20 protein-coding genes are annotated in these 25,097 nt (G+C 62.9%); 6 read left to right on the forward strand and 14 right to left on the reverse strand.

Annotated features, from left to right (window positions below; translation table 11 throughout):
• Window positions 1-164: 164 nt before the first annotated feature.
• Window positions 165-2,384, forward strand: coding sequence for a putative bifunctional diguanylate cyclase/phosphodiesterase (locus IM737_RS07330; RefSeq protein WP_236899264.1), 2,220 nt, complete (start codon window positions 165-167; stop codon window positions 2,382-2,384).
• Between the two features lie 11 nt (window positions 2,385-2,395).
• Here IM737_RS07330 and IM737_RS07335 read toward each other — a convergent pair whose 3' ends face one another.
• Both IM737_RS07335 and IM737_RS07340 read right to left on the reverse strand, forming a co-directional pair.
• Window positions 2,396-3,391, reverse strand: coding sequence for a DNA topoisomerase IB (locus tag IM737_RS07335; protein ID WP_236899265.1), 996 nt, complete (start codon window positions 3,389-3,391; stop codon window positions 2,396-2,398).
• Between the two features lie 5 nt (window positions 3,392-3,396).
• Entirely contained in the window at window positions 3,397-3,555 is a 159-nt protein-coding gene (locus tag IM737_RS07340) for a hypothetical protein (RefSeq protein WP_236899266.1), read from the reverse strand.
• A 118-nt stretch (window positions 3,556-3,673) separates the two neighbouring features.
• Between IM737_RS07340 and ade the strand changes: the two genes are divergently transcribed.
• Together ade and IM737_RS07350 are read left to right on the forward strand one after the other, a co-directional pair.
• Window positions 3,674-5,380, forward strand: a complete 1,707-nt coding sequence (ade, locus tag IM737_RS07345; RefSeq protein ID WP_236899267.1) for an adenine deaminase — start codon at window positions 3,674-3,676, stop codon at window positions 5,378-5,380.
• Between the two features lie 5 nt (window positions 5,381-5,385).
• Entirely contained in the window at window positions 5,386-7,011 is a 1,626-nt protein-coding gene (locus tag IM737_RS07350) for a CocE/NonD family hydrolase (RefSeq protein WP_236899268.1), read from the forward strand.
• Between the two features lie 189 nt (window positions 7,012-7,200).
• On the opposite strand, the gene IM737_RS07355 is transcribed toward IM737_RS07350, so the two are convergent.
• From IM737_RS07355 to uraH, 11 genes are all read right to left on the reverse strand, one after another.
• Window positions 7,201-9,360, reverse strand: a complete 2,160-nt coding sequence (locus IM737_RS07355; protein ID WP_236899269.1) for a malate synthase G — start codon at window positions 9,358-9,360, stop codon at window positions 7,201-7,203.
• Between the two features lie 46 nt (window positions 9,361-9,406).
• On the reverse strand, window positions 9,407-10,714 hold the full coding sequence (gene guaD, locus IM737_RS07360; RefSeq protein ID WP_236899270.1) for a guanine deaminase: 1,308 nt from the start codon (window positions 10,712-10,714) through the stop codon (window positions 9,407-9,409).
• On the reverse strand, window positions 10,711-11,937 hold the full coding sequence (locus tag IM737_RS07365; RefSeq protein ID WP_236899271.1) for a urate hydroxylase PuuD: 1,227 nt from the start codon (window positions 11,935-11,937) through the stop codon (window positions 10,711-10,713). Before IM737_RS07365 ends, guaD begins: the two co-directional genes overlap by 4 nt.
• 70 nt (window positions 11,938-12,007) lie before the next feature.
• On the reverse strand, window positions 12,008-13,096 hold the full coding sequence (locus tag IM737_RS07370) for a BMP family ABC transporter substrate-binding protein (RefSeq protein ID WP_236899272.1): 1,089 nt from the start codon (window positions 13,094-13,096) through the stop codon (window positions 12,008-12,010).
• Window positions 13,097-13,154: 58 nt separating this feature from the next.
• Window positions 13,155-14,081, reverse strand: a complete 927-nt coding sequence (locus IM737_RS07375; RefSeq protein ID WP_236899273.1) for an ABC transporter permease — start codon at window positions 14,079-14,081, stop codon at window positions 13,155-13,157.
• On the reverse strand, window positions 14,078-15,157 hold the full coding sequence (locus tag IM737_RS07380; RefSeq protein ID WP_236899274.1) for an ABC transporter permease: 1,080 nt from the start codon (window positions 15,155-15,157) through the stop codon (window positions 14,078-14,080). Before IM737_RS07380 ends, IM737_RS07375 begins: the two co-directional genes overlap by 4 nt.
• Window positions 15,141-16,673, reverse strand: coding sequence for an ABC transporter ATP-binding protein (locus tag IM737_RS07385; RefSeq protein ID WP_236899275.1), 1,533 nt, complete (start codon window positions 16,671-16,673; stop codon window positions 15,141-15,143). Before IM737_RS07385 ends, IM737_RS07380 begins: the two co-directional genes overlap by 17 nt.
• 1 nt (window position 16,674) lies before the next feature.
• Entirely contained in the window at window positions 16,675-17,538 is an 864-nt protein-coding gene (gene xdhC / locus IM737_RS07390; protein ID WP_236899276.1) for a xanthine dehydrogenase accessory protein XdhC, read from the reverse strand.
• A 163-nt stretch (window positions 17,539-17,701) separates the two neighbouring features.
• Window positions 17,702-20,029, reverse strand: coding sequence for a xanthine dehydrogenase molybdopterin binding subunit (xdhB, locus tag IM737_RS07395; protein ID WP_236899277.1), 2,328 nt, complete (start codon window positions 20,027-20,029; stop codon window positions 17,702-17,704).
• On the reverse strand, window positions 20,026-21,492 hold the full coding sequence (gene xdhA, locus IM737_RS07400) for a xanthine dehydrogenase small subunit (RefSeq protein WP_236899278.1): 1,467 nt from the start codon (window positions 21,490-21,492) through the stop codon (window positions 20,026-20,028). Before xdhA ends, xdhB begins: the two co-directional genes overlap by 4 nt.
• A gap of 3 nt (window positions 21,493-21,495) precedes the next feature.
• Window positions 21,496-21,852 carry a hydroxyisourate hydrolase gene (gene uraH, locus IM737_RS07405; RefSeq protein ID WP_236899279.1) on the reverse strand — a complete coding sequence of 119 codons (357 nt, stop codon included), beginning with the start codon at window positions 21,850-21,852 and terminating at the stop codon, window positions 21,496-21,498.
• A 153-nt stretch (window positions 21,853-22,005) separates the two neighbouring features.
• Here uraH and puuE point away from each other — a divergent pair, with 153 nt between their 5' ends.
• Window positions 22,006-23,421, forward strand: coding sequence for an allantoinase PuuE (gene puuE / locus IM737_RS07410; RefSeq protein ID WP_236899280.1), 1,416 nt, complete (start codon window positions 22,006-22,008; stop codon window positions 23,419-23,421).
• Here the strand turns inward: puuE and IM737_RS07415 are convergent.
• Window positions 23,418-23,564: a hypothetical protein gene (locus tag IM737_RS07415; protein ID WP_236899281.1), complete on the reverse strand. Its 147-nt coding sequence runs from the start codon at window positions 23,562-23,564 to the stop codon at window positions 23,418-23,420. The genes puuE and IM737_RS07415 overlap by 4 nt on opposite strands.
• A gap of 167 nt (window positions 23,565-23,731) precedes the next feature.
• On the opposite strand from IM737_RS07415, the gene IM737_RS07420 reads away from it, so the two are divergent.
• Both IM737_RS07420 and IM737_RS07425 read left to right on the forward strand, forming a co-directional pair.
• Window positions 23,732-24,562, forward strand: coding sequence for a bifunctional allantoicase/(S)-ureidoglycine aminohydrolase (locus IM737_RS07420; RefSeq protein ID WP_236899282.1), 831 nt, complete (start codon window positions 23,732-23,734; stop codon window positions 24,560-24,562).
• Window positions 24,559-25,050: an ureidoglycolate lyase gene (locus tag IM737_RS07425; protein WP_236899283.1), complete on the forward strand. Its 492-nt coding sequence runs from the start codon at window positions 24,559-24,561 to the stop codon at window positions 25,048-25,050. Before IM737_RS07420 ends, IM737_RS07425 begins: the two co-directional genes overlap by 4 nt.
• Window positions 25,051-25,097 lie beyond the last annotated feature (47 nt).

Genomic DNA, 25,097 nt, shown 5'->3' on the forward strand with positions numbered 1-25,097 from the left:
CAGTCGCTGCCGCGAAGACGCCAATCTGAATTTCGGTCCAGCCGCCGCAGTTGTGATTTCCGCCGGGTTTTGCCCATTTCCGGTATGGATTCGGCTTGCGCGGTAACCAGTCCGCAATTCTGCATAGGCTAAGCTTGAAATCCTTACGCACTGACCCGGTTGTGATGCAGCCCAAGACTCTCGAACGCTGGCAGTTCTCCGCTTCTGTGTTGCTGCCCGTCATCCTGGCGCTGGTCATCACTGCAGCGGCCGTGCTCGGCTTCGTCTTCTGGTCAACTGCCAATATCGACCAGCGGGCGCTCGAGCGGCAGAGCTCAATGGTCGCGCAGGTCATCGAGGCGCGTCGCGCGCAGGTGCAGCACGATCTCGAAAGCGTCGCCATCTGGGACGACGCCGTGGTCAATGCCAAGTTGTATTTCAACTTCGACTGGGTGGACAGCAACCTGGGCGCCTGGATGTACGAATTCTTCGGCCACAACCGCTCGGTCATTATCGGCGCCGATGGAACGCCGATCTACGCCATGGAAGGCGGCGCCGCTGCCGCCTCGGAAGACCTGGCGGATATGGCCGCATCCGTTCGGCCCATAGTCGAGCGCGTCCGCGCCATAAGGCCGGCAGAGGTCGCGGCGGGCGAGGTTCCGCCACCCGCGGCGGCCTCAGACTTCATGCTGCTGGACGGCAGGCCAGCCATTGTGAGCGCCATGGCCATCGTCACCGATAGTGGCGAGCTGATGCAGTCGCCTGGGAGCGAGGCCATTATGGTCGGCGTGCTCTTTCTGGACGAGGCCGCTGCCGAGCGGCTCAACAGAGAATACCTGTTCGAAGCAGGGCGGTTTGTGCTTACCGAAAGCCGCGACCCCGCCCGCGCCGTCTACCCAATTCTCAGCTCGACTGGTCGGTTCATCGCCTTTTTCGAATGGGACCGCGACAGACCCGGCCTCCTGATGCTGCGGCAAACCGGTCCGGCGCTGGTCGCCGCCTTCATCGTCGCCGCCATCCTGGTATTCCTGCTGCTGCGCCAGCTGCGGCGCTCGTCATCGGAGCTGGAAAACGGCCGTCGCCTTGCCGAACACCAAGCCGCGCACGACAAGCTGACCGGCCTACCCAACCGCGTGAGCTTCGACACCCATCTGGCCGACACCCTGACGAACGGAAAATTCGCTGGCGCCCATATAGCCCTGCTGATGCTCGATCTCGACCGCTTCAAGCAGGTCAATGACACCCTCGGCCACCAGGCGGGCGACGATCTGATCCGCGCCGTGGGGGACCGCATTCGCGCCGTAGTGGGCCACGACATGATGATCGCCCGCCTGGGCGGCGATGAGTTCGGCATTCTCGCCGTCGGGCAGCACGGGCCAGTCGACGTGGTGAGCATTTCGACGCGCATTATCGATTCGATCGGTCAGTCGTTCACCCTCAACCACTTCAAGGCCCATGTCGGGGCCAGCATAGGCATCGTACTGGCCGAAGGCGGCAGTGCCGAGCCGCGCGAGCTGGTGCGAAAGGCCGATATTGCGCTTTACGAAGCCAAGGCGGGCGGTCGCAATCGCGCCGTGGTCTATGAGGAGCACATGAACGAGCTGCTGCAGCTGCAGCACACGATCGAAGGGGAGCTGCGTGAGGCCCTGCGCCGCGATGACCAACTCTCAGTGGTGTTCCAGCCGCTGGTGGACCAGCACAGCCGCAAGGTCATCGGCGCCGAGGCGCTAGCGCGCTGGCATCATCCGAAGTACGGACAAATCTCACCGGCCCGCTTCATCCCGATCGCCGAGAATACCGGCCTCATCGAAGCCCTCGGCGACTTTGTCTTGCGCCGGGCCTGCGAACTGGGCGCTACTGCACCGGGTCGCACCATCGCGGTGAACATCTCGCCGACGCAGTTGCGCAATCCGCGCTTCTCGCACCAGGTTTTCGACATCCTGCGCGAGACCGGCATGCGCCCGCTCGACCTGGAACTCGAAATCACCGAATCCATCCTGCTCGACGACGAGCATATATCGAGCCAGAACCTGCGGACCTTCCGTACGGCGGGCGTGCATATCGCGCTCGACGATTTCGGTACGGGCTATTCGTCGCTGAGCTACCTCAAGCGCTATCCGGTCGATCGCATCAAGATCGACCGCTCCTTCGTCAGCCAACTGGCAGAGGGGCATGTCTCGGTCGCCATTACCCAGGCCATCGTCACGCTGGCGCACGCCATGGACATCGAGGTAACCGCCGAGGGCGTCGAGACTGAAGGCCAGGCCGCCATCCTGGGCAAGCTCGGCTGCAATACGCTTCAGGGCTTCCTGTTCTCCGGCGGCGTCGTACCGGGGCGTATCGCAGAGATATTTGCCGACCCCGCCAACGCCGTCACACGCCGCCGCCGCAAATCGGCAGCGTGAGCGGCTGAGTTTCAACCGACCGCAGCCAGCACGGCGCCCAGCCGCTTCTCCCGGGTCAATAGGCCCGCCCGCCCCTTTCCGGCAGCATCCCACATCGCCTTGAGCTTGCCGTCGTCGAACAGCTTGAACAGGCATGGCGCGATATAGGACTTGCGCGAGATGGCCGGCGTGTTGCGCAGCACATCGGCGACCTCGCGCGCTACCTGCATCATCTGCCTGCGACGCGCGGTAGGCGATGCGCCGACCTCCATCTGGGCCAGGGCCTCGCCCGCCATTGCGCTGGCATGGAGCGTGCGGAAGTCCTTGGCCGAAATCTCGACACCGCTCAATTCGCGTAGATACTCATTGATCGACTCGGTCTTGATCGGCCTGACCTTGCCGGTTTCGTCGCGCCAGACCAACAGTCGCTTGCCTGGGAGCGTCTTTATGCGGGTGACTGCATCGGCGAGCCGGGCATCCATCAGGCAATATTCCGCGCGTTTGCCGCCCTTGGCGTCGAACGCCATACAGACCTCATCGCCGTCGACCCGCACATCACGCGCATAGAGCGTCCCGGCACCGCGGGTGCCGCTGGTTTCGAGGTATTTTTCGCGGCCAACGCGCATCGCTGTCTTGTCGATCAGCGTCACAGCAATGGCTAGGGCTAGATCGCGCGTGCCCGTCTCGGCATCGAGTGCCGCTGCAACCTTCCCGCGCAGCTTCGGCAGAACGGACGTGAGCACGGCAAGTCGCTGCTGCTTCTTGCCGTCGCGACGCAGCTCCCATTCTGGATGGTAGATATACTGATCGCGTCCCGCCTCATCGACGCCAAGCACCTGGATATGGGCTTTGGGATTTGGCGCAATGCGCACCTGCTGCCAGGCCGGCGGAATGCCCAACGCCTTGATGCGCGCCTTGTCAGGCGCGTCGCACACAACTGCACCGCGGGCATCGACATAGCAAAACCCCTTGCCGCGCCGCTGGCGCAGCACGGTCAGGTCCTCACGCCCCACCTTGACCAGCCGCATGGGTGTCAGGTCGGGTTCGACTGGGTGAGGGTATAGATCAGATAGATGATCGCGAAGGCGACCACTATGCCGATCAGCGAGGTCACCAGCACGCGGGCATTCATCTTGCGCGGATTGGCCTGACGGACATCGGTCGCGCTTTTCTTCGGATCGTAGGTTTCCATGACGCTCTCCTTGGTTGTGGTGCCAACGTGCGCCAAGCCGTCGCGGTTCCGCAGCGCCCCTTGACGCGGCGCAGCGGCAAGCCGACCTTTGGCCATGACCAAATCCCGAGACCACCTGATGACCGCCCAAACCCTCACCCGCATGATCATGGCCGGCCAGGGAAAGGTGCCTGCCGACCTCGTGATCAAGAATGTGCGACTGCTCGATGTGATCACGGGCGCGGTGACGGAAACCGACATTGCCATCGTCGGCGACCGCATCGTCGGCACGCATGCGCGCTACGAGGGAGAGACGGTCATCGACGGCGCAGGACGCTTTGCCGTTCCGGGCTTCATCGATACGCACCTGCATATCGAATCCTCGCTGGTCACCCCGTTCGAATTCGACCGTTGCGTGCTGCCGCATGGCGTCACGACCGTCATCTGCGATCCACACGAGATCGCCAATGTGCTCGGCGCCGAGGGCATCCGCTATTTCCTCGACTGCGCCGAGCAGACGGTGATGGATATCAGGGTGAACCTCTCGTCCTGTGTACCCGCCACGGCGTTCGAGACCTCGGGCGCGGCGCTGGAGATTGGTGATCTCGAGCCGTTCCGATCCCACCCCAAGGTCATCGGCCTGGCCGAAATGATGAACTTTCCGGGCGTGCTCAATGGCGACCCGGGCATTATCGCCAAGCTGGTGGCGTTTCAGGATGGTCATATCGACGGTCACGCGCCATTGGTGCTGGGCAATGCGCTCAACGGCTATCTCGCCGCCGGCATTCGCACCGATCACGAGGCCACCAGCGCCGCCGAGGCGCGCGAGAAGCTGGCCAAGGGTATGGCGATCCTCATCCGCGAAGGGTCCGTGTCGAAGGATCTCAACGCCCTCGCCGAGGTGCTGGACGAGAACTCGTCGAGCTTTGTCGCGCTCTGCACCGACGATCGCAACCCGCTCGACATCGCCGAGGAGGGTCATCTCGACAGTTCGATCCGCCGTCTGATCGCCATGGGCCGTCCGCTGCACCACGTGTACCGGGCCGCCAGCCATTCGGCCGCCCGTATCTTCGGGCTGAGGGATCGTGGGCTCGTGGCCCCGGGCTGGCGCGCCGATATCGCGCTGCTCGATAGCCTCGAGGATTGCCGCGTTTCCGATGTCGTGACCGGTGGTCGCCTGATGGTGCCGGAGCTGTTCGCAGCGCGGCAGCCGGTGGAGCCGGTCGGCCTGACCTCGATGAAGGCAAAGCCGGTCACTGCGGACGACTTCATCGTCCCCGTGCGGGCTGATCGCAACCAGACGCCAGTGATCGGGGTCAAACCCGGGCTGATCCTGACGTTTCGGGAGTCGGCGACCCTCGCCACCAGCGACAAGGGCACCCTGCCCGATCTCAATGCCGACGTGCTCAAGGTCACCGTCATCGAGAGGCATGGTCGAAACGGCAATATTGGGCGCGGTTTCGTCAAGGGTTTTGGTCTCAAGCGCGGCGCCATCGCCTCTTCGGTCGGACATGACAGCCACAACATCACCGTGATCGGCGCGACCGACGAGGACATGGCCGTGGCGGTGAACCGCTTGATCGAGTTGCAGGGCGGCTTCGTCGTGTCCGAGGGCGGCAAGGTGACCGCCGAGCTGGCGCTGCCGATTGCCGGACTGATGAGCGACAAGCCGTTCGAAGAGGTGACCCACGACCTCCATGCGCTGCGCGAGGCCGCCTATGCGCTCGACTGCGTACTGCCGGAGCCATTCCTGCAGGTGGCTTTCCTGGCGCTGCCTGTGATCCCGCATCTCAAGATGACGGATCGCGGGCTGTTCGACGTCGACAAGTTTGGATTTGTGGATTGATCCCGGTGAGCCTGCGTACAATGATCCTGAGCTGGTTGGACAAGCTCCCGCCAAGGCTCAACCGCGTCACCAAGCACCGCAACATCCCGCTTGAAATGGCTGATGGCGTGGTGCTGATGACCGACCATTTCGAGCCCCGCAGCAAGGGCCCGCACCCGACCATCCTGATGCGCCTGCCCTATGGCCGCTCGGGCTTTGCTGGCGTCGCCGGTGCTTATGCGGAACGTGGCTTCAACGTTGTTCTGCAGGCGTGCCGGGGTACCGAGAAGTCCGGTGGTGAGTTCGATCCATTGGTCAATGAGCGAGCCGATGGCCTGGCCACGCTCGACTGGATCAAGGCGCAGCCCTGGTTCGATGGCCGGTTGGGACTCTCCGGCCCCAGCTATCTGGGCTATGCGCAATGGGCGATTTCCGACGCCCTGCCCGAAATTTCGGCCATGGCCACCAAGGTGACGACGGCCGACTTCCGTTCGGTGGTGTTTCCCTCCGGCGCCTTCCATCTTGGTCTGTGGCTAAGCTGGCTGCAGGTGGTCGACGGCCTTCGTGAGCGACCGCTCAAGATGGTCGGCACCATGTTTTCCGGCGGTATCGAGCGAACGACGGCCAAGGCATCGATGGTGCTGCCGCTGGTCGAGGCTGATGTGGCTGCGGTGGGCCGACCGATCCCGTTCTGGCGCCACTGGTTCAAGGAATCCATCGGCAATGACGCATTCTGGGACGCGATCGACCATCGCCATCGCCTGAGCGCGACGACGCCGCCGGTGCATTTCATGTCGGGCTGGTACGACTTCATGGTCGACCAGCTGCTGAGCGACTATCAGCGTCTGGTGGCCCTGGGCCATCAGCCCTATCTCACGGTCGGCACCTGGACCCACATCGCGGAGGAGCTGCAGCGTGACAACCTGCGCGAGACGCTGATCTGGATGCGCGCCAAACTGATGGGCGACGCGACCGGGCTGCGCGACAAGCCGGTGCGTATCCACATCTCGGGGCTTAACGAGTGGCTGGAATTCGACAGCTTTCCACCCGGGCCTGCCACACCGAAAAACTTATTGATTGGCGCCAATGGCAGTCTGTCCAGCACTGTGCCCACCGATTCTGGTCGCGACGGCTATCGCTACGACCCGGCGGACCCGACGCCTAATGTCGGCGGCGCGATATTCGCCTTTACAGGCGCCGGCCCGGTCGACAATGCCAGCCGCGAGAGCCGGTCGGATGTGCTGTGCTTCACGTCCGAACCACTCAGCGACGCCTTGACCATCATCGGTCAGACGCAGGTAGCGCTGCGAGCCAAGGCGGCCCGTCCTCATGTCGATTTCTTTCTAAGGCTTTGCGATGTTGGACCAGATGGGATTTCGATCAACATCTGCGACGGATTGATCCGCGTAACGCCGGAAACGCCGGCCGAGCCGGATGGCAGCTGGAGATTGGCGTTCACACTGCACGCGACGGCGCATCGGTTCCTGGCTGGACATCGGCTGCGGCTGCAGGTGTCATCGGGCGCGCATCCGCGCTATGCCCGCAATCTGGGCACCGACGAGCCCGTGGGTGAGGCGACGACACTGGTAGCCAATGACGTGGAGATATTCCACGAGGGCACAGGGATCACGCTGGCGAGCTACGAGATTTAGCCGCCCACCGCGCTTTCCCACCTACAATCGCCTCCCGCGGACTTGATCCGCGGGTCTCTGGTCGCTTGTGCCGTGTTTAGAGTGGCCCGCGGATCAAGTCCGCGGGAAGCGACTGTGATGGGGCAACCTATGGCCACACCTCATGGTGAGGTGCGCTCCTTCAGCGCCTCGAACCACGAGGGCGTGCGCTTACTTCCCGTCCCTTGCCTTCACCTTGCGCCGCGCCGCATGCAGCAGCGGTTCGGTGTAGCCGCTCGGCTGGTCGGCGCCGTGCAAAGCCAGGTCGAGCGCGGCTTGGAAGGACAGCGAGTGGAAGTTGTCGGCCATCGGGCGATAGAGCGGATCGCCCTCGTTCTGGGCATCGACCACTGCGGCCATGCGCTCGAAGGTGGCGGTGATGTCGTCGCGGGTGACGAGGCCGTGGCGCAGCCAGTTTGCCACCGCCTGCGATGAGATGCGGCAGGTGGCGCGATCCTCCATCAGGCCGACATTGTTGATATCCGGGACCTTGGAACAGCCGACACCCTGCTGCACCCAGCGTACGACATAGCCCAGGATGCCCTGTGCATTGTTCTCGAGCTCGCGCGTGATCTCGTCGCGGCTGAGCGAATAGGGCAATTGGACCGGCATCGAGAACAGCTCGCCCAGCGACGGCACCGACTGATTGTGACGCCGCTTCTGCGCCTCGAACACGTCGATCTGGTGATAGTGCAGTGCGTGCAGCGTGGCGGCAGTCGGGCTCGGCACCCAGGCCGTGTTGGCGCCGGCATTGGGATGGGCGGCCTTGGCCGCCATCATCGCTGCCATGTCGTCGGGCCGGGCCCACATGCCCTTGCCGATCTGCGCGCGACCGCTGAGGCCACAGGCGAGGCCAATCAGCACGTTGCGATCCTCATACGAACTGATCCAGCGCTCGGACTTGATCTCGTCCTTGCGCAGAACCGCTCCGGCTTCCATCGCGGTGTGGATTTCGTCGCCGGTGCGATCAAGGAAGCCGGTATTGATGAAGAACACCCGGGCGCGCGCTTCGTAGATCGCGGCCTTGAGATTGGCCGAGGTGCGACGCTCCTCGTCCATGATGCCGATCTTGATGGTATTGGGCGCAAGGCCCAGCATCGTCTCGACCGAGGCGAAGATCGCGCAGGCGAAGGCCACTTCCTCAGGCCCATGCATCTTGGGCTTGACGATGTAGATGGCGCCGGTGGTGCTGTTGACCTTGTCCTGCATGGCGCAGAGCACGGTCACCACCGCATCCATCAGCCCCTCGCCGATCGGCTGGCCATTCCACAGCACGGCATCCGTCGTCATCAGGTGACCGACATTGCGCACCAGCAGCAGCGAGCGGCCCTTTAGGATCAGCGGTGCGCCGTTGATATCCTTGTAGGTCCGGTCGGCATTGAGCTTGCGGGTGACGGTCTTGCCGCCCTTCTCGAATGTATCCTCGAGCGTGCCATTCATCAGGCCAAGCCAGTTGCGATAGACGCCGACCTTGTCTTCGGCATCCACGGCGGCGACGGAATCCTCGCAATCCTGGATGGTGGTCAGGGCGGATTCGACGATGACGTCGCTGAGGCCCGCCTTGTGCGTGGCGCCGATGACGCTGCCCGGCTCGATCACCAGAATGACGTGCAGGCCGTGATGGCGCAGGACCAGTTCGCCCTTGGCCTCGGTGCCGCCATAGCCGACAAAGGCACCGGGATCGCGCAGACCGGTACGGCCGGCTGACGTATCGACTTCGAGATGACGGACCTCGCCGTCCTTGATCACGTGGTAGCCGGTAACGTCGCGATGGCTGCCTGATGCCAGCGGGAAGTTCTCGTCGAGGAAAGTGGCCGCTTTGTCCACCACCGCGGCGCCACGGGCCGGATTGTAACCCTTGCCCGGCGCCAGATCGCCGTCGCGGGCTATGACGTCGGTGCCGTAGTAGGCGTCGTATAGGCTGCCCCAGCGCGCATTGGCGGCGTTGAGCGCATAGCGGGCATTGGAGACGGGTACGACCAGTTGCGGACCACACAGCGTGGTGATCTCGGGGTCGAGGCCGGCGGTTTCGATCGTGAAGTCCGCTGGTTCGGGCACCAGATAGCCGATTTCGCGAAGGAAGAACTCGTAGCCCTGAGGATTGTTGGAAACCGGCCCGTACTTGCGGTGCCAATCGTCGATCTTGGCCTGAATGTCGTCGCGCTTGGTCAGCAGCGCCGCATTGGTCGGCGCATGCTTGGCGACAACAGCGGCAAAGCCGCTCCAGAACTGCTCAGCCGTTACGGACAGGCCAGGGAGTGCTTCTTTCTCGACGAAATCGGCCAGCAGGGCATGAACTGAAAGGCCCGACTTCGTCTGATACGCGCTCATCATTGCTTCCTTCTGGTGCAGACTGACGAGACTTAAGTCATGCCGCCTAGGCTGCCAACCCGCCTAAAGTAGACTTTGCCGCTGAACCTGCCACATAGACTTCGGAAATGGACCTATCGTCGCCCAATGTCTGGAGCAGAAAGAGCTCTTCGGCGAGCGTCTGCACAGTGGCCATCCGCAAGGCCATGGCGGGTGTGGCCGAAGCGTTCAGCACCACCAGATCGGCAGCATTGCCCGGCTGGATGGCCCCTATCGTGCCGTCTAGCGACAGCGAACGGGCATTGCCCAGCGTCGCCATGTAGAACGACGCAAACGGATTGAGCCGCTGGCCGCGCAATTGCAGGATCTTGTAGCCCTCGTCGAGGGTCCGCAGCATGGAATAGCTGGTGCCGCCGCCGATATCGGTGGCGATGCCGATCCGCACGCCATGCTTGAGCAGGCGCTCGCGATCGAACAGGCCTGAGCCGAGGAACAGGTTCGACGTGGGGCAGAACACCGCAACGGACCCGGTGTCGGCCAGTACCGCAGTTTCGCGGTGGTTGAGGTGGATGCAATGGCCCAGCAGGGTCTTGGGACCGAGCAGGCCATAATCCTCATAGATGCCCGTGTAATCCGGCGAGCCAGGGTATAGCTCCATCGAATAGGTGATCTCGGCGTCGTTCTCGCTGAGATGGGTCTGTACGTAGCAATCTGGATGTTCGGCAACGAGGGCGCGCGACGCTTCGAGCTGCTCCGGGGTCGAGGTGATGGCGAAGCGCGGCGAGATGGCGTAGAGGCCACGGCCGCGGCCATGCCAGCGCTCGATCAGCAGCTTGGTGTCGTTGTAGCCTGACTTGGCGGTGTCGCAGAGCGCTTCAGGCGCATTGCGATCCATCATCACCTTGCCGCCGACCATGAGCATGTTGCGCTTCTCGGCCTCGGCGAAATAGGCATCCACCGAGCGCGGATGGCTGGAGCAATAGGCGACGGCTGACGTCGTGCCGTTGCGGATCAGCTCGTCATAGAACGCAGCCGAGACAGCGCTGGCATGGCCCTGCTGGCTAAACTTCTGTTCTTCCACAAAGGTGTAGGTATTGAGCCATTCGAGCAGCGAGCCGGCATAGGAGGCGATCATCTGGCTCTGCACATAATGCAGATGCATGTCGATGAAGCCGGGCAGGATCAGATGCGGGCGATGGTCAATGACCTCTGCACCGCCGATGGCGGCTGCATCGTAGTCGCCCAGCGATACCACCTTGCCGTCGACGATCTCGATCGCGCCGTCCTCAAAGTAGCGATAGCTCGATGTGTCATCGATGCTCGTCGGCTCGCTGACAAAGGTCAGCACCCGACCACGCAGGATGGTCCGCTTCATTGCCCAGAGCCCTCGCGGAACCATTCGACAATCAGCGCCCGCTCCTCATCGGTCATTTCGCTCACATTGCCCGGGGGCATGGCATGCGCGTAGCCGGCCTGCATGGCGATATCCCTGGCGTGGTTGGCGACGGCGATGTCGTTGTCGAGGATGACGTTCTTGGGCGCCTCGTAGATGCCCGGCCAGGCCGGTACAGCCGTATGGCACATGGCGCAGCGGGTCTGTACGGCTAGGCTGGCAGCCTCGAAATGCTCGGCGCTGAGAAAGCTCTCGGCCGCCCGAGACGCCACCTCCTCTCCTGCCGAGCCCGGCAGCTTTGGCGCGGTCGACAGCCAGGCGATGATGATGAACAGCACCACAGCAACCAGCCACGTCCAGTGCGGATTGCCCTTTCGGGCATGACGCGTGTTGAAATAGTGCCGAATGACCACGCCGACCAAAAAGATCAGGCTGGCGATGATCCAGTTCCACTGCGTGGCAAAGGCCAGTGGGTAGTGGCTCGAGAGCATGAAGAAGATGACGGGCAGAGTCAGGTAGTTGTTATGCAGCGAGCGCTGCTTGGCGATCTTGCCATACTTGGCATCGGGCACCCGGCCGGCCTTGAGATCGCCGACCACGATCTTCTGGTTGGGGATGATGATCATGGCCACGTTGGCAGCCATGATGGTCGCGGTGAACGCGCCCATATGCAGCATGGCGGCACGGCCGGTGAACAGCTGCGTATAGCCCCAGCTGGCCGCCACGAGGATGGCGAACAGCACCAGCATCAGCCCGGTGGTCGAGTTGCCGATCGGCGACTTGCAGAGCGCGTCGTACAGCACCCAGCCCAGCACGATCGAGCCCATCGAGAGCAGGATGGCGCCCCAGCTGGGGATGTCGAGCACGTTGCGATCGACCAGGTAGATATCTGCGCCGACATAGTAGACCAGGGCCATGAGCATGAAGCCGGAGAACCAGGTCCAGTAGCTTTCCCATTTGAACCAGGTCAGGTGCTCGGGCAAAAACTCGGGCGCCACCAGATATTTCTGGATGTGATAGAAGCCCCCGCCATGCACCTGCCACTCCTCGCCATGCGCCAGCGGCGGCAGGCTCGGCGTCTTGCGCAGGCCCAGGTCGAGCGCGATGAAATAAAAGGACGAGCCGATCCAGGCGATAGCCGTGATGACGTGCAGCCAGCGCACGGCAAACATCAGCCACTCATAGAAAATCGCATAATCGGGCATCGTCTCAGTCCCCTGGTCGTGAAAAGGGGGCGGGCGTCGGCCCGCCCCCTCGAGTCGTGCGAACCAAGCCCTATGCGGGCGGGTTCACGCCTTCGACATACCAGTCCATGCTCAGCAGTTCGCCATCGGTCATAGTGACGCCTGCAGCGACGCGCTCGGCGCCGGTGTGGTCGTTGATTGGGCCGGTGAAGATGTTGAATGTGCCATCGATCTGGCCGTTCTTGACGGCTTCGGCGGCGGCGACGACGTCGGCGGGAATGGACTCGTTATAGGGGCCCATTTTGACTTCGCCTTCCTTGAGACCCGGCCAGCGGTCGGCGCTGGCCCAGGTGCCGTCGATTACGGCCTGGGCAGAACCGACATAGGTCGGGCCCCACCAGTCGATGATCGAGGTCAGCTGAGCCTTGGGGGCGAAGGCCGACATGTCGGCACCCTGGCCGAAACCACCGACAATGCCGCGCTCTTCGGCAACCTGCAGGGCGGCCGGGCCGTCGGTATGCTGGGCGATCACATCGATGCCCTGGTCGATCATGGCGCGGGCGGCGTCGGCTTCCTTGGCCGGGTCGTTCCAGGTCGAGATATAGACCGGGGTGATGGTGAATTCGGGGTTCACCTTGCGCGCAGCCAGCACGAAGGAGTTGATGCCCATCACGACTTCCGGGATCGGGAACGAGCCGATATAGCCCGCCTTGCCGGTCTTGGAGAGGTGGCCGGCAATGGTGCCGCAAACCGCACGGCCTTCATGGAAGCGGGCATTGTAGGTCGCCACGTTGTCAGAGCGCTGGTAGCCGGTGGCATGCTCGAACTTCACGTCCGGGAACTGCTGGGCAACCTTGATGACATAGTCGCCATAGCCGAAGCTGGTGGCGAAGATCAGCTTGTGGCCGGACTGGGCCAGTTCGCGCAGCACGCGCTCGCAGTCCGGGCCTTCGGGGACGTTTTCGACGATGGTCGGCTCGGCGACCAGATCACCCAGCGTGTCCTTCATGAACTTGGCACCGGTGGCATGGCCGAAATTCCAGCCATTGTCGTTGGGCGTGCCGATCAGCATGAAGCCGACCTTCAGAGGTTCGGTCTGGGCGAAGGCCTTGGTGCCGAGCAGCGGCAGGGCAGCCGCAGCCGCACCGGCCTTTAGCATAGTACGACGTGATAGGGTCATTTCGTTTCTCCTGGGAATGACTTTTCGTTGATGATCGAGACGGTCATTTCGCGCCGCCTCAATTGGAGGGCAAGAACGGCTTGCCGAGGCAGGCCGGAGCATTGGTGGAAGCATCGCGCCGGATCGAAATCAGCACAAGCACGACGATGGTGCCGAGATAGGGCAAAGCCGCCCACAGCTCGGAGGGAATGGCGCTGAGCGGCCCGCCGCCGGCCTTGGCATAAAGCTCCATGGTCATGACGAGGCCGAAGAGGTAGGCGCCGGCCAAGAGGCGGAACGGCTTCCAGCTGGCGAAGACCACGAGCGCCACGGCAATCCAGCCGCGCCCGGCCGTCATCCGCTCGGCCCATTGCGGGGTGAGCAGCAGCGGGAAGCAGGCGCCAGCGATGCCGGCCATGGCGCCGCCGAACATGACCGCCAAGTAGCGCACGCCAACGACAGAATAGCCGATGGAATGGGCCGAGAGATCGTTCTCACCGACCGCGCGCAGGATCAGCCCGGCGCGGGTTTTCTTGAGGAACCACCAGATGGCGACGACCATGATCAGCGCAAAATAGACCAGCGCCGAATAGCCGAACAGCACGCGCCAGACCGAGTCTGCAGCACCGCTCGGGAACAGGGGCCCGAGCAACGTCACCGGCTTGGCGCTATAGCCCTGCCCCGCCAGTGCCGAGAAGCCGGTCCCGAAGATGGTCAGGGCGAGACCGGTGGCGGTCTGGTTGGCGGAGAGGCTCAGCGTCAGGAAGCCGAAGATCAGCGACGTCGCCACCCCGGCGGCGGCGGCCAACAGGATCGCCAGATAGTGGTTGCCGGTGACGAAGACGATGACGAAGGCGGTGATGGCGCCGACCAGCATCATGCCCTCGACGCCCAGATTGAGCACACCGGCCTTTTCGACCACCAGTTCGCCCAGCGCGGCGATCAGGATGGGCGTCGAGGCGCCGACCACCGTGACGATGATGGCAATGATCAGTTCGGGGGTCATGCGCGTGCCTCCGCCGTCGGGACGACACGCTTGATGCGGTAGCGGACAAGAATGTCGAAGGCCAACAGGAAGAACAACATCATCGCCTGGAACACACCCGTCGCAGAACTGGAGAGCCCGATCGTGGTCTGCGCGACCTCGCCGCCGACAAAGGTGATGGCCATGACGATGCCGGCGAAGATCACGCCCAGCGGGTTCAAGCGGCCGAGGAAGGCGACAATTATGGCGGTGAAGCCGTAATTGGTGGGAAAGCCCGGCACCATGCGCTGGAACGGGCCGGACACTTCGAGCGCCCCGGCAAAGCCGGCCAGCCCGCCGCTGACCAGCAACGCCAGCCAGATGGTCTTGTTCTCGCTGAAACCGCCATAGCGCGCCGCATGCGGCGCAGCGCCGACCACCTTCATCTGGTAGCCGAACACCGAGCGCGACATGATGAACCAGGCCACCAGGGCGACGATAATGGCAATGGGCACGCCCAGATGCAGGATCGTGCCTGGCACGATATTGGGCAGCAGCGCATCGGCCGCAAAGCGCCGCGTCTGCGGAAAGCCCATGCCCATCGGGTCCTTCCAGGGGGCACGGACGAGGTAGTAGATCAGCTGCACCGAGGCGTAGGTCAGCATCAGGCTGGTGAGGATTTCATTCACGCCAAGGCGCGTCTTGAGGAAGGCCGGGATTGCGGCATAGGCTGCGCCGCCGGCTAGGCCGGCCAGCATCATCAGCGGCAAGATCCACCAGCCCGTCATGGTGTAGGTCGCCAACGCCACGCCGGTCGCCGCCAGCCCGCCCATCACATACTGGCCCTCGGCGCCGATGTTCCAAACGTTAGCGCGATAGGCGATCGACAGCCCCACGCCGATGATGATCAGTGGCGCCGCCTTGACCCCAAGGTCCTGCCACTTGAACGAATTGGTCAGCGGCGTGAGGAAGATTTCGCGCACGGCGCCAATGCCGTCGTAGCCGATCAGCGAGAAGATGATGGCGCCCACCACCATGGTCAGCACCACTGCCGCAACCGGCGTCGCGTAAATCATGAACTGGGACGGTTCGCGGCGCTTCTCAAGCCGGAATTGCATCGCGCGCCTCCGCCGTTCCATGCACGCCGCCCATCAGCAGGCCAATTTCCTCGACCGTGACTTCGCCGGTCGGCCGCGCGGGCGATAGATGGCCCATATTGATCACCGCCAGCGTGTCGCACAACGCCCGCAACTCGTCCAAGTCCTGGCTGATGACAACGATGGCCGAACCGGCAGCCGCCAGATCGACCAAGGCCTGGTGAATGGCTGCAGCCGCGCCGGCATCGACGCCCCAGGTCGGCTGGCTGACCACGAGCACACTGGGCTTCTGCAGGATTTCGCGGCCCATGATGTATTTCTGCAGGTTCCCGCCCGACAGCGACCCTGCGGTGGAGGCAGGCCCCAGCGCCTTGACGGCGAACTCGGCGATCACCTTGCCGGTATAGGTTTTCGCTGCGCCCGAATTGATCAGGCCCAGCATGACCATGCCGAGGCGATCGCGGGCGGTCAGCACCGAATTGTCGCTGAGGGTGAACTCACCCACAGCAGCGTGACCGTTGCGTTCCTCCGGCACGGCGCAGAGACCGTGCTTGCGTCGACCAGTGGTATCAAGCAGGCCGAGCGGGAAGCCATCGATGGTGATGGCATCCTTGTCGTTACTGCGAATTTCGCCGGACAATGCATCGAGCAAGGCGTTCTGACCGTTGCCGGCCACCCCGGCAATGCCGAAGATCTCGCCAGCCCGCACGGTAAAGCTCACATCGTCGACCGGCACCTCGAAATGCCCAGTCTTCTGGGTCGACAGGCGCGAGACCACCAGCTTGGGCTGGCCCATGCTACGGCCAGCCGCACGCACGATGTCCTTGAGGCCGGCGCCGATCATCTTCTCGGCCATCGAGCGCGAGGTTTCCTGCCTAGGGTCACAGGTGTCGACCAGCTTGCCGCCGCGCAGGATGGTCGCGGTGTCGCATAGAGCTTTGATCTCGTGCAGCTTGTGGGAAATGTAGAGAATGGAACACCCCTCGGCCGCCAGCTTGCGCAGCACGCCGAACAGCTGCTCGACCTCCTGCGGGGTCAGCACCGACGTGGGCTCGTCCATGATCAACAGCTTGGGTTCGAGCAGCAGCGCCCGCACGATTTCGATGCGTTGGCGCTCGCCGACCGATAGCGTCGCCACAGTGCGGTGCGGGTCGAGCAGCAGTCCGTATTGCGTCATGACGGCCCGGATACGCGCCTCGAGTTCCCGCGAGGGAATCTTGGCATCCATGCCCAACGCGATGTTCTCCAGCACAGTCAGCGCCTCGAACAGCGAGAAATGCTGGAACACCATGCCGATACCCAGCTTGCGGGCGGCCTTGGGGTTCGGGACGACTACCGGCGCGCCATCCCAGCGGATCTCGCCGGCATCGGGCTGCATGATGCCGTAGATCATTTTCACGAGGGTCGATTTGCCGGCGCCATTCTCGCCCAATAGCGCGTGGATTTCACCCGGCTTGACGGCAAAGGTGACGTTGTCATTGGCCAGAACGCCGGGAAAGCGCTTGGTGATACCGGTCAATTCGAGCCGATACGGCATACTAGCGTCCAATCACCACCCCCAATGACTTGGGGGCGCATGCCCGCGCGATTTCAGCTTCCCGTTGCCCAATGTGGACCATAATTTCGGCAGCCGCCAGTGCCGCGATGACCGCAGGCCGCTTATCCCCAAGGCCCATCTGGCCGATAGGAAGAACGAGCCGTTCCAAAGCCTTGGCGTCGCCGCCTTCAGTGCGAAACCAGCTCGAAAACTTTGCCCGCTTGGTCTGCGAGCCCACCATACCGACATAGGGTGCATCGGTGCGGGCAAGGGCCTCCTGCGCAATCAGGAAATCGAGGGCATGGTCGTGGGTGAGGATGACATAGGAGCTACCCTCTGGGGCAGAACGAACCACGGCTTCAGGCATGGCCACAACGCGGGATTTGATGGCGGGCGGCAGCAGATCCAGTTCCTCACGCCGCGTGTCGATAACCTCCAACTGCACCGGCAGCAGCGCCAGGATCTGCGCCAGCGCCCGCCCGACATGGCCGGCGCCGAAGACGAAGACATGCGGCAGGACGGCGTCCTCGGCGGCTACTTGGGCCGCTAGGCGATCGCGGATGGCTTGATCGGCATAGCGCAGCGAAACCTCGACACGGCCGCCGCAGCACTGGCCGATCTCCGGCCCAAGCGGCACATCCATCGCCGCTTCGGCCTGCCCAATGGCGATCAGCCGGCGCGCATGCTCGATCACCATATATTCCAGCGCACCGCCACCGATCGTGCCGAACAGGTCGACCCGTCCGACCAGCATGAAGGTGCCCTGCTCGCGCGGCGAGGAGCCACGAACAGAGGCGAGGGTGCAAGCGATGGCATGGGGATTGGTGGCGAGGAAGGCAGTCAGTTCGGCGCTGCGGTAGGTCATAGCTTGACCGCCAGATCGTGCCCAAACGTCACCCCCTCCCCGCCTCCCCCATCAAGGGGGAGGTGGAGCGCAGTGGATAGGGCGCGAAGGTGCCACACGAGTGGAGCGGCACCTCCCCCTTGATGGGGGAGGCTGGGAGGGGGTGGGGCAACGCGCACAAAGCTCACCCCCGAGCCCCTTTCATCCGCTGCACGCCCATCAGCACCCGCTCCGGCGTCACCGGCGTATCCAGCCTCGGCGCGATCCGATAATCCGCGACCGAAGCCACCGCCATGCCCAGCGCCTCCACCACGCTCATCGCCAGCATGAACGGTGGTTCACCCACCGCCTTGGAGCGCCCGATCGTGGGCTCGGCATTGACCGACCATTCGGCCAGCTTGACGTTGAAGATCGGCGGTACGTCGCTGGCGAGCGGGATCTTGTAGGTCGACGGCGCCTTGGTGCGCAGCTGACCCTTGTCATCCCACACCAGTTCTTCTGTGGTGAGCCAGCCCATGCCCTGGATAAAGCCGCCCTCGATCTGGCCGATATCAATGGCCGGATTGAGCGACTTGCCGACGTCATGCAGGATGTCGACGCGATCGACGGTGTATTCACCGGTTAGCGTGTCGATGGTCACCTCGCTGACCGAGGCGCCATAGGCGAAATAGTAGAACGGGTGCCCACGGCCAGTAGCGCGGTCCCAATGGATTTTCGGTGTTTCATAGAAGCCGGCGGCCGACAGCTGCACGCGGTTAAGATAGGCCGAGGCTACCAGTTCGGCGAAGGGCACGAACTTGGCGCCAGCCTGAATGCCACCCTGCACCCAGGCAATGTCCGCCTCGGCGGTCTGGTGCAGCTTTGCAGCATGCTTGACCAATCGCTCCTTGATCTGCTGCGCCGCATCATAGGCCGCCATACCGTTGAGATCGGAGCCGGACGATGCCGCAGTAGCCGAGGTGTTCGGGACCTTGCCCGTCGTCGTCGCCATGATCTTGACGCTGTCGAGCCCAACGCCAAAGGCATCTGCCAGCACCTGCGCGACCTTGATATAGAGCCCCTGCCCCATCTCAGTGCCGCCATGGCTGAGATGGATGGAGCCATCCTTGTAGACATGCACCAGGGCGCCGGCCTGATTGTACCAGGTCGCCGTGAAACTAATGCCGAATTTGACCGGCGTCAGCGCAATGCCCTTTTTGAGGATCGGGCTGCCTTCATTGTATTTGAGGATCGCCGCGCGCCGGGCCTGATAGTCGGAGCTGGCCTCGACCTCGTCGACCACGCGGTGGATGATATTGTCCGTAACCGTCTGGTGGTAGGGCGTTACATTGTCGGTGTCGGTGCCATAGAAATTGGCCTTGCGGATATCGAGCGGGTCCTTGCCCAGCGCATAGGCAATGTCTTCCACCCAGCGCTCGCAGGCCATCATGCCCTGCGGGCCGCCGAAGCCGCGGAAGGCGGTGTTGGAAACCGTATTGGTATAGAGCGGCTCGCTGCGCACCCGCACCGCCGGATACCAATAGGCATTGTCGGCATGGAACAGCGCGCGGTCGGTGACCGGGCCGGAAAGGTCCGACGAGAAGCCTGCGCGGGCGCCGTAGACGGCGTCGACTGCGAGAATTTTGCCTGTGTCGTCATAACCAACGTCGTAATCGACGACGAAATCATGCCGCTTGCCGGTGGCGGTCATGTCGTCGTCGCGGTCGGGCCTGATCTTGCAGGCGCGGTTCCATTTCTTGGCCGCTAAAGCCGCCACGGCTGCGAACAAGTTGCCTTGCGTTTCCTTGCCGCCGAAGCCACCACCCATTCGGCGTATTTGCACCGTCACCGCGTGATGACGGATGCCGAGCACAGCAGCGACCATGAGCTGGACTTCGCTCGGATGCTGCGTCGATGCGTAGACCGTCACGTCCTCGTCTTCGCCCGGCACCGCCAGAGATATCTGGCCTTCGAGATAAAAGTGGTCCTGGCCGCCAATCTCGATGCTGCCCTTGACCCGGTTTTTGGCCCCGGCCATTCCAGCCGCTACGTCCCCGCGCTCAAGCTTGAGCGGCTCGGTCACAAGCTTGCCGCCAGCCGCCTGCGCGGCACGAACGTTGGTGTGATGCGGCAGGTCGCGATATTCGATCCTTACGGCATGCGCCGCGCGCCGGGCCTGATCGCGGGTTTCAGCGATGACAGCGAAGATCGGCTGGCCCCAGAAATGTACTTTGCCGATCGCGAAAACCGGTTCGTCATGCTTGTGGCTGGGCGAGACATCGTTCTCGCCCGGAATATCGTCGGCGGTGAGGATGCCGACGACGCCGGGCGAGGCGCGCACCGGGTCGAAATCAATCGAGACGATTTCGGCATGCGCCCGCGTCGACAGCGCCAGATAGGCATGCATCGTACCCGCTGGCTCGATCATGTCGTCGATGTATTCCGCCGTGCCGGTAACGTGCTTGGGTCCGCTGTCGTGGCGCGTCGAGGTGTGCAGGCTGGCGATTGCGATGGGCGCTTCGTGCTTGTTCATGCCACCTCCCGCCGAAGGCGTTGCCCATGGCCCGAGGTTTCGAGGAAGAAGCGTTGCAGCAGGTTCTTCGCCGTCAGCAGACGGTAGTCGGCGCTGGCGCGCATATCGGAGATTGGCTGGTAGTCTTCACCGAACGCGGCCATGGCGGCGTCGATGGTTGCCTGTGTCCAGGGCTTACCGACGAGGGCTGCTTCGACCGCCCTGGCCCGCTTGGGCGTAGCGGCCATGCCACCGAAAGCGATGCGAGCCATGCCCACCGTACCAGTGTCGCTGACAAACACCCGGAAGGCGCCGCACAGCGTCGAGATGTCTTCCTCGCGACGCTTGGAAATCTTGTAGACGGCGAACTTCTCGCCATCCGGCAGCAGCGGAATGGTCACGCTCTCGACGAACTCGCCGGGCTGGCGGTCCTGCTTGCCGTAGGCGACGAAGAAATCCTCAAGCTTGATCTCGCGGCGATGCTCACCCTTGCGCAGATGCAGCTTTGCGCCCAGCGCAATGAACGGTGGCGGCGTGTCGCCGATGGGCGATCCATTGGCGATATTGCCGCCGATTGTACCCATATTGCGGATCTGCTCGCCGGCAATGCGATGCCACAACTCGCCGAGATCGGGGAACGTCGCAGCGATGACCGGCAGCGCTTCCGAATAAGAAACGCCGGCATAGAAGCGCACTTCGCTGGCATTCTCGGCGATGCGCTTGAGTTCCTGCAGGTGGTTGATGAAGATCACTGGCCCGATGGGGCGCATGAACTTGGTGACCCACAGTCCCACATCGGTTGAGCCGTTGACGATGGTTGCCGTCGGGTTGGCTTCATAGAATGTCGCGAAATCGTCGAGGCTCGCGGGCACGATGATGTGCTCGGCGCCCTCGCCGATCTCGACGCGCGTGCCGTCCGTAATCGCCTTGATCTTGCCCTTGAGCGCAATGCGCTCGGCCCAGAGTGGATCGCCCTGTGGCAGGCCATAAGTGGAGATCGCCTTGCCGGCTCGGATGATCGGCGCATAGCCGGTGCAGCGGCAGAGATTGCCCTGAAGGGCCTTCTCGATGGCGGTCTGGCTCGGGTCGGGGTCGCGCATCCACAGACCATAGAGCGACATGACGAAGCCCGGCGTACAGAAGCCGCACTGGCTGCCGTGGTGATCAACCATAGCCTGCTGCACGGGATGGAGATTCCCCTCCTTTCCGCGCAGGTGCTCGATGGTCACGACATGCGTACCGTGCAGGCTACCTACGAAGCGGATGCAGGCTGTGACTGAGTCGTAGATGATCTCGTCGCCCATCAACCGGCCGACCAGCACCGTGCAGGCCCCGCAATCGCCCTCGGCGCAGCCTTCCTTGGAGCCGCGCAGGCGACGGTCCAGCCGCAGCCAATCGAGTAGCGTGGTGTCGGGCTTCACATCGGTGAGGCTGATTTCGGTATCGTTGAGGATGAACCGGATGGCGCCCGAAATCTCGGTCATCCCTCAGCTCCCCCGATAGGTCGAATAGGCGAAAGGGCTGACCAGCAGCGGCACATGATAGTGCTTGTCTTCGGAGATCGTGAAACGGATCGGCACCACATTGAGGAACGGCGTTTCGAGCTCGACGCCAAGCCGCTCGAAATATTGCCCCACATGGAAATGGATTTCGAACTCGCCATGCTGGAACTGCTGCTCATCAAGCAGCGGTGCATCCACCCGCCCATCTGCATTGGTGTAGCTGTCAGCGATATGGTGATTATGGTCGCCATGGACGAACAGCAATTCGATGCGCATGCCACGCGCCGGCTTGCCGTGCATGGTGTCCAAGACATGCGTCGTGAGGCGTCCACTACCCGCCATTTGCTGCTCCGTCCAACGTCCCCGGACAATGAGACTATCGCATCACGCCCGATGCGCAATGCTCATTTTTTACCATCTGGTCCATTTTTGTGCACCTTGTCACAGCCGGCACGATTCATAGTATTGCGGCATCAGCAGACGAGAAGAGACCCCATGCGCTACCCCCGCGACATGCACGGCTACGGCCCCAATCCGCCACATGCCAACTGGCCCGGCGGCGCCCATGTGGCCGTTCAGTTCGTGCTCAATTACGAAGAGGGCGGCGAGAACAATATCCTGCACGGCGATGCAGCATCGGAGGCCTTTCTCGTCGATGTGCTCGGTGCGGCACCCTGGCCGGGGCAGCGCCACGCCAACGTCGAGTCGATGTATGAATATGGCGCCCGCGCCGGCTTCTGGCGCTTGCACCGGCTGTTCACCGAGGCCAGCCTGCCGGTCACCATCTACGGCGTCGCCACAGCACTAATGCGCGCCCCGGCCCAATTGGCGGCCATGCAGGAGGCCGGCTGGGAGATTGCCAGCCACGGCTACAAGTGGGTGCAGCATAAGGACATGCCGCCCGACGAAGAGCGGCAACAGATTGCGGAGGCCATCCGCATCCATACTATCGCCACCGGCGAGCGGCCCCGGGGCTGGTACACTGGTCGCTCATCGCTGCAGACGGTTGATCTCGTCTCCGAAGCCGGCGGCTTTGCTTATATCTCAGACACTTATGACGACGACCTGCCCTATTGGCGCGTACATCAGGGCAAACCGCACCTCATCATCCCCTATTCGCTTTCCACCAACGACATGCGCTTCGTCACCGGGCCGGGCTTCGACAATGGCGAGGAGTATTTCCAGTTCCTCAAGGACAGTTTTGACTGCCTTTATGCCGAAGGTCAGGCCGGATCACCCAAGATGATGTCGCTGGGCCTACATTGCCGCCTGGTCGGCCAGCCCGGCCGTTTCCAAGGCCTCAAAAAGTTCGTCGACTATATCAAGGGCTTCGACAAGGTCTGGGTGCCGACACGACTTGCCATTGCTGAGCACTGGGCCCGAGAACATCCCTATGTGGCGCCCGAGGTCATCCCCTCCCAGCTCGACAAGTCCGACTTCGTTAGCCGTTACGGTTCGATCTTCGAGCACTCCCATTGGATTGCCGAACGAGCTTGGGAGGGCGAACTCGCGCCCGCCAACGACACGGCGGTGGGCCTCCACTTCGCGCTGCGCACCCAGTTCCGCATGGCGACGCCCGAGGAGCGCCTCGCCGTGCTGCGCGCCCATCCCGACCTGGCTGGCAAGCTCGCTGCCGCCAAACGCCTGACGGACGCGTCTACATCAGAACAGGCCTCGGCGGGTCTCGACGCCCTGACCGACGACGAGCGCGAGCGCTTTACGGCGCTAAACACTCATTATGTCGAGAAGTTCGGATTCCCCTTCATCATCGCGGTGCGCGACAATACCAAGGCTACAATCCTTGAGGCGTTCGAGAAGCGCATCAACAACAGTGCTGAACAGGAATTTGCGACGGCTTGTGCCCAGGTGGAACGCATCGCGATGCTGCGCCTGCAGGCGATGCTGGATTAGCCGTTCAAGTCATCCGGGTCGAAACCAATCACTGGCTCGTCCCGGAACAGGCTCATCACCAGCGTGAATAGTGCCAGCCAGGGCAGGTGGTGCTGCAGCCAGGCGTGGGGCGCGACCCCATTATGGGCGGTGAAATGTTCCATCCCCCATAGCATCGCGCGAATGTTTGAAGAATTAGTAACCCTAACAGGCTGTTAGGACCATTTGTTGGGTCAGCGCTGAAGTCCGAACGGCACCCATATCGTTTGACCCTTGGCCTTTGCCCGCTCGACACTCTAGTGTCGGGACGAGATTCCAGGACCAGGACCCAATGGCCAATACCACCTATGCCACGCCCGCAGCCGGCCTGCCGCCGCAAAGCGCCATCCATACCGGTCGCGCCGTGTTTACCGAGGCCTATGCCGTCATTCCGCGCGGTGTAATGACCGACATCGTGACCAGCTATCTGCCGCATTGGCGCGACGAACGCTGCTGGGTGATCGCCCGCCCGCTGTCTGGCTTCTCCGAGACGTTCTCGCAATACATCATGGAAGTGATGCCCGGCGGCGGCAGCGACCAGCCCGAACCCGATCCGACGGCGGAAGGCGTGCTATTCGTGGTGGAGGGGTTGGCAACGGTCACCATCGAGGGCAAATCGCATCTGCTCAAGCCGGGTGGCTATGCTTTCCTGCCGCCAGCCTGCAAATGGACCTTCGTCAACAAGGGCACGGCTCCCGTACGCTTTCATTGGATTCGAAAACGCTACGAGGCCGTCCAGGGCATTGAGATCCCATCCGCCTTCGTCGCCAACGAGCAAGACGAGCCAATCATCTGGATGAACGGCACCAAGAATACCTGGGGCACGACCCGCTTCGTCAAACCGTCCGACGTCCGCCACGATATGCACGTCAACATTGTCACCCTCGAACCCGGCGCGGTCATTCCCTTCGAGGAGACCCATGTCATGGAGCACGGACTTTATGTGCTCGAGGGCAAAGCGGTCTATCGGCTCAATCGCGACTGGGTCGAGGTCGAGGCCGGCGACTTCATGTGGCTGCGCGCCTTCTGCCCGCAGGCCTGCTATGCCGGGCCCGCTCGTTTCCGCTATCTGCTCTACAAGGACGTCAATCGTCACATGAAGCTGGGCGGCGTCCTCAAGTGAGCACGGTTGTCATCGAGCCGCTGACAGCAGCGGCCTTTGCGCCGTTCGGGCAGGTGATCGAGCTCGATGGCGCGCATCACTACCCCATCAATAACGGCATGACCGAACGCTACCACGACCTGGCGAAGGTCGAGCTGGGCGGCGTTCACGCCCGCCCGCTAATCTCCATCTTCCGCGGCAAGCCCTACACCCTGCCGTTGGAACTCAGGCTCGTCGAACGCCACCCGCTGGGCAGCCAGGCCTTCTATCCGCTGTCGGATAGTCCATGGCTGGTCATCGTCGCGACCGACGAAGGCGGCAGCCCCACCGGCTTGCGCGCCTTTCGCCCAGCGCCCGATCAGGGCGTCAATATCGCCATGAACACTTGGCACGGCGTGCTGACACCGCTTGAACGTGAGGCCGCTTTTCTGGTGGTTGATCGGGGTGGCGATGGCAACAATCTGGAGGAACATCATTTCGATGTTCCTCACACTATCCGCCTGCCCTAAACCATCAGCAAAACTCCCCCTCGAAACTGTCACGTCCCTGCGCTAGT

It is taken from the genome of Devosia sp. SL43, from assembly GCF_021729885.1.
GTDB lineage: Bacteria > Pseudomonadota > Alphaproteobacteria > Rhizobiales > Devosiaceae > Devosia.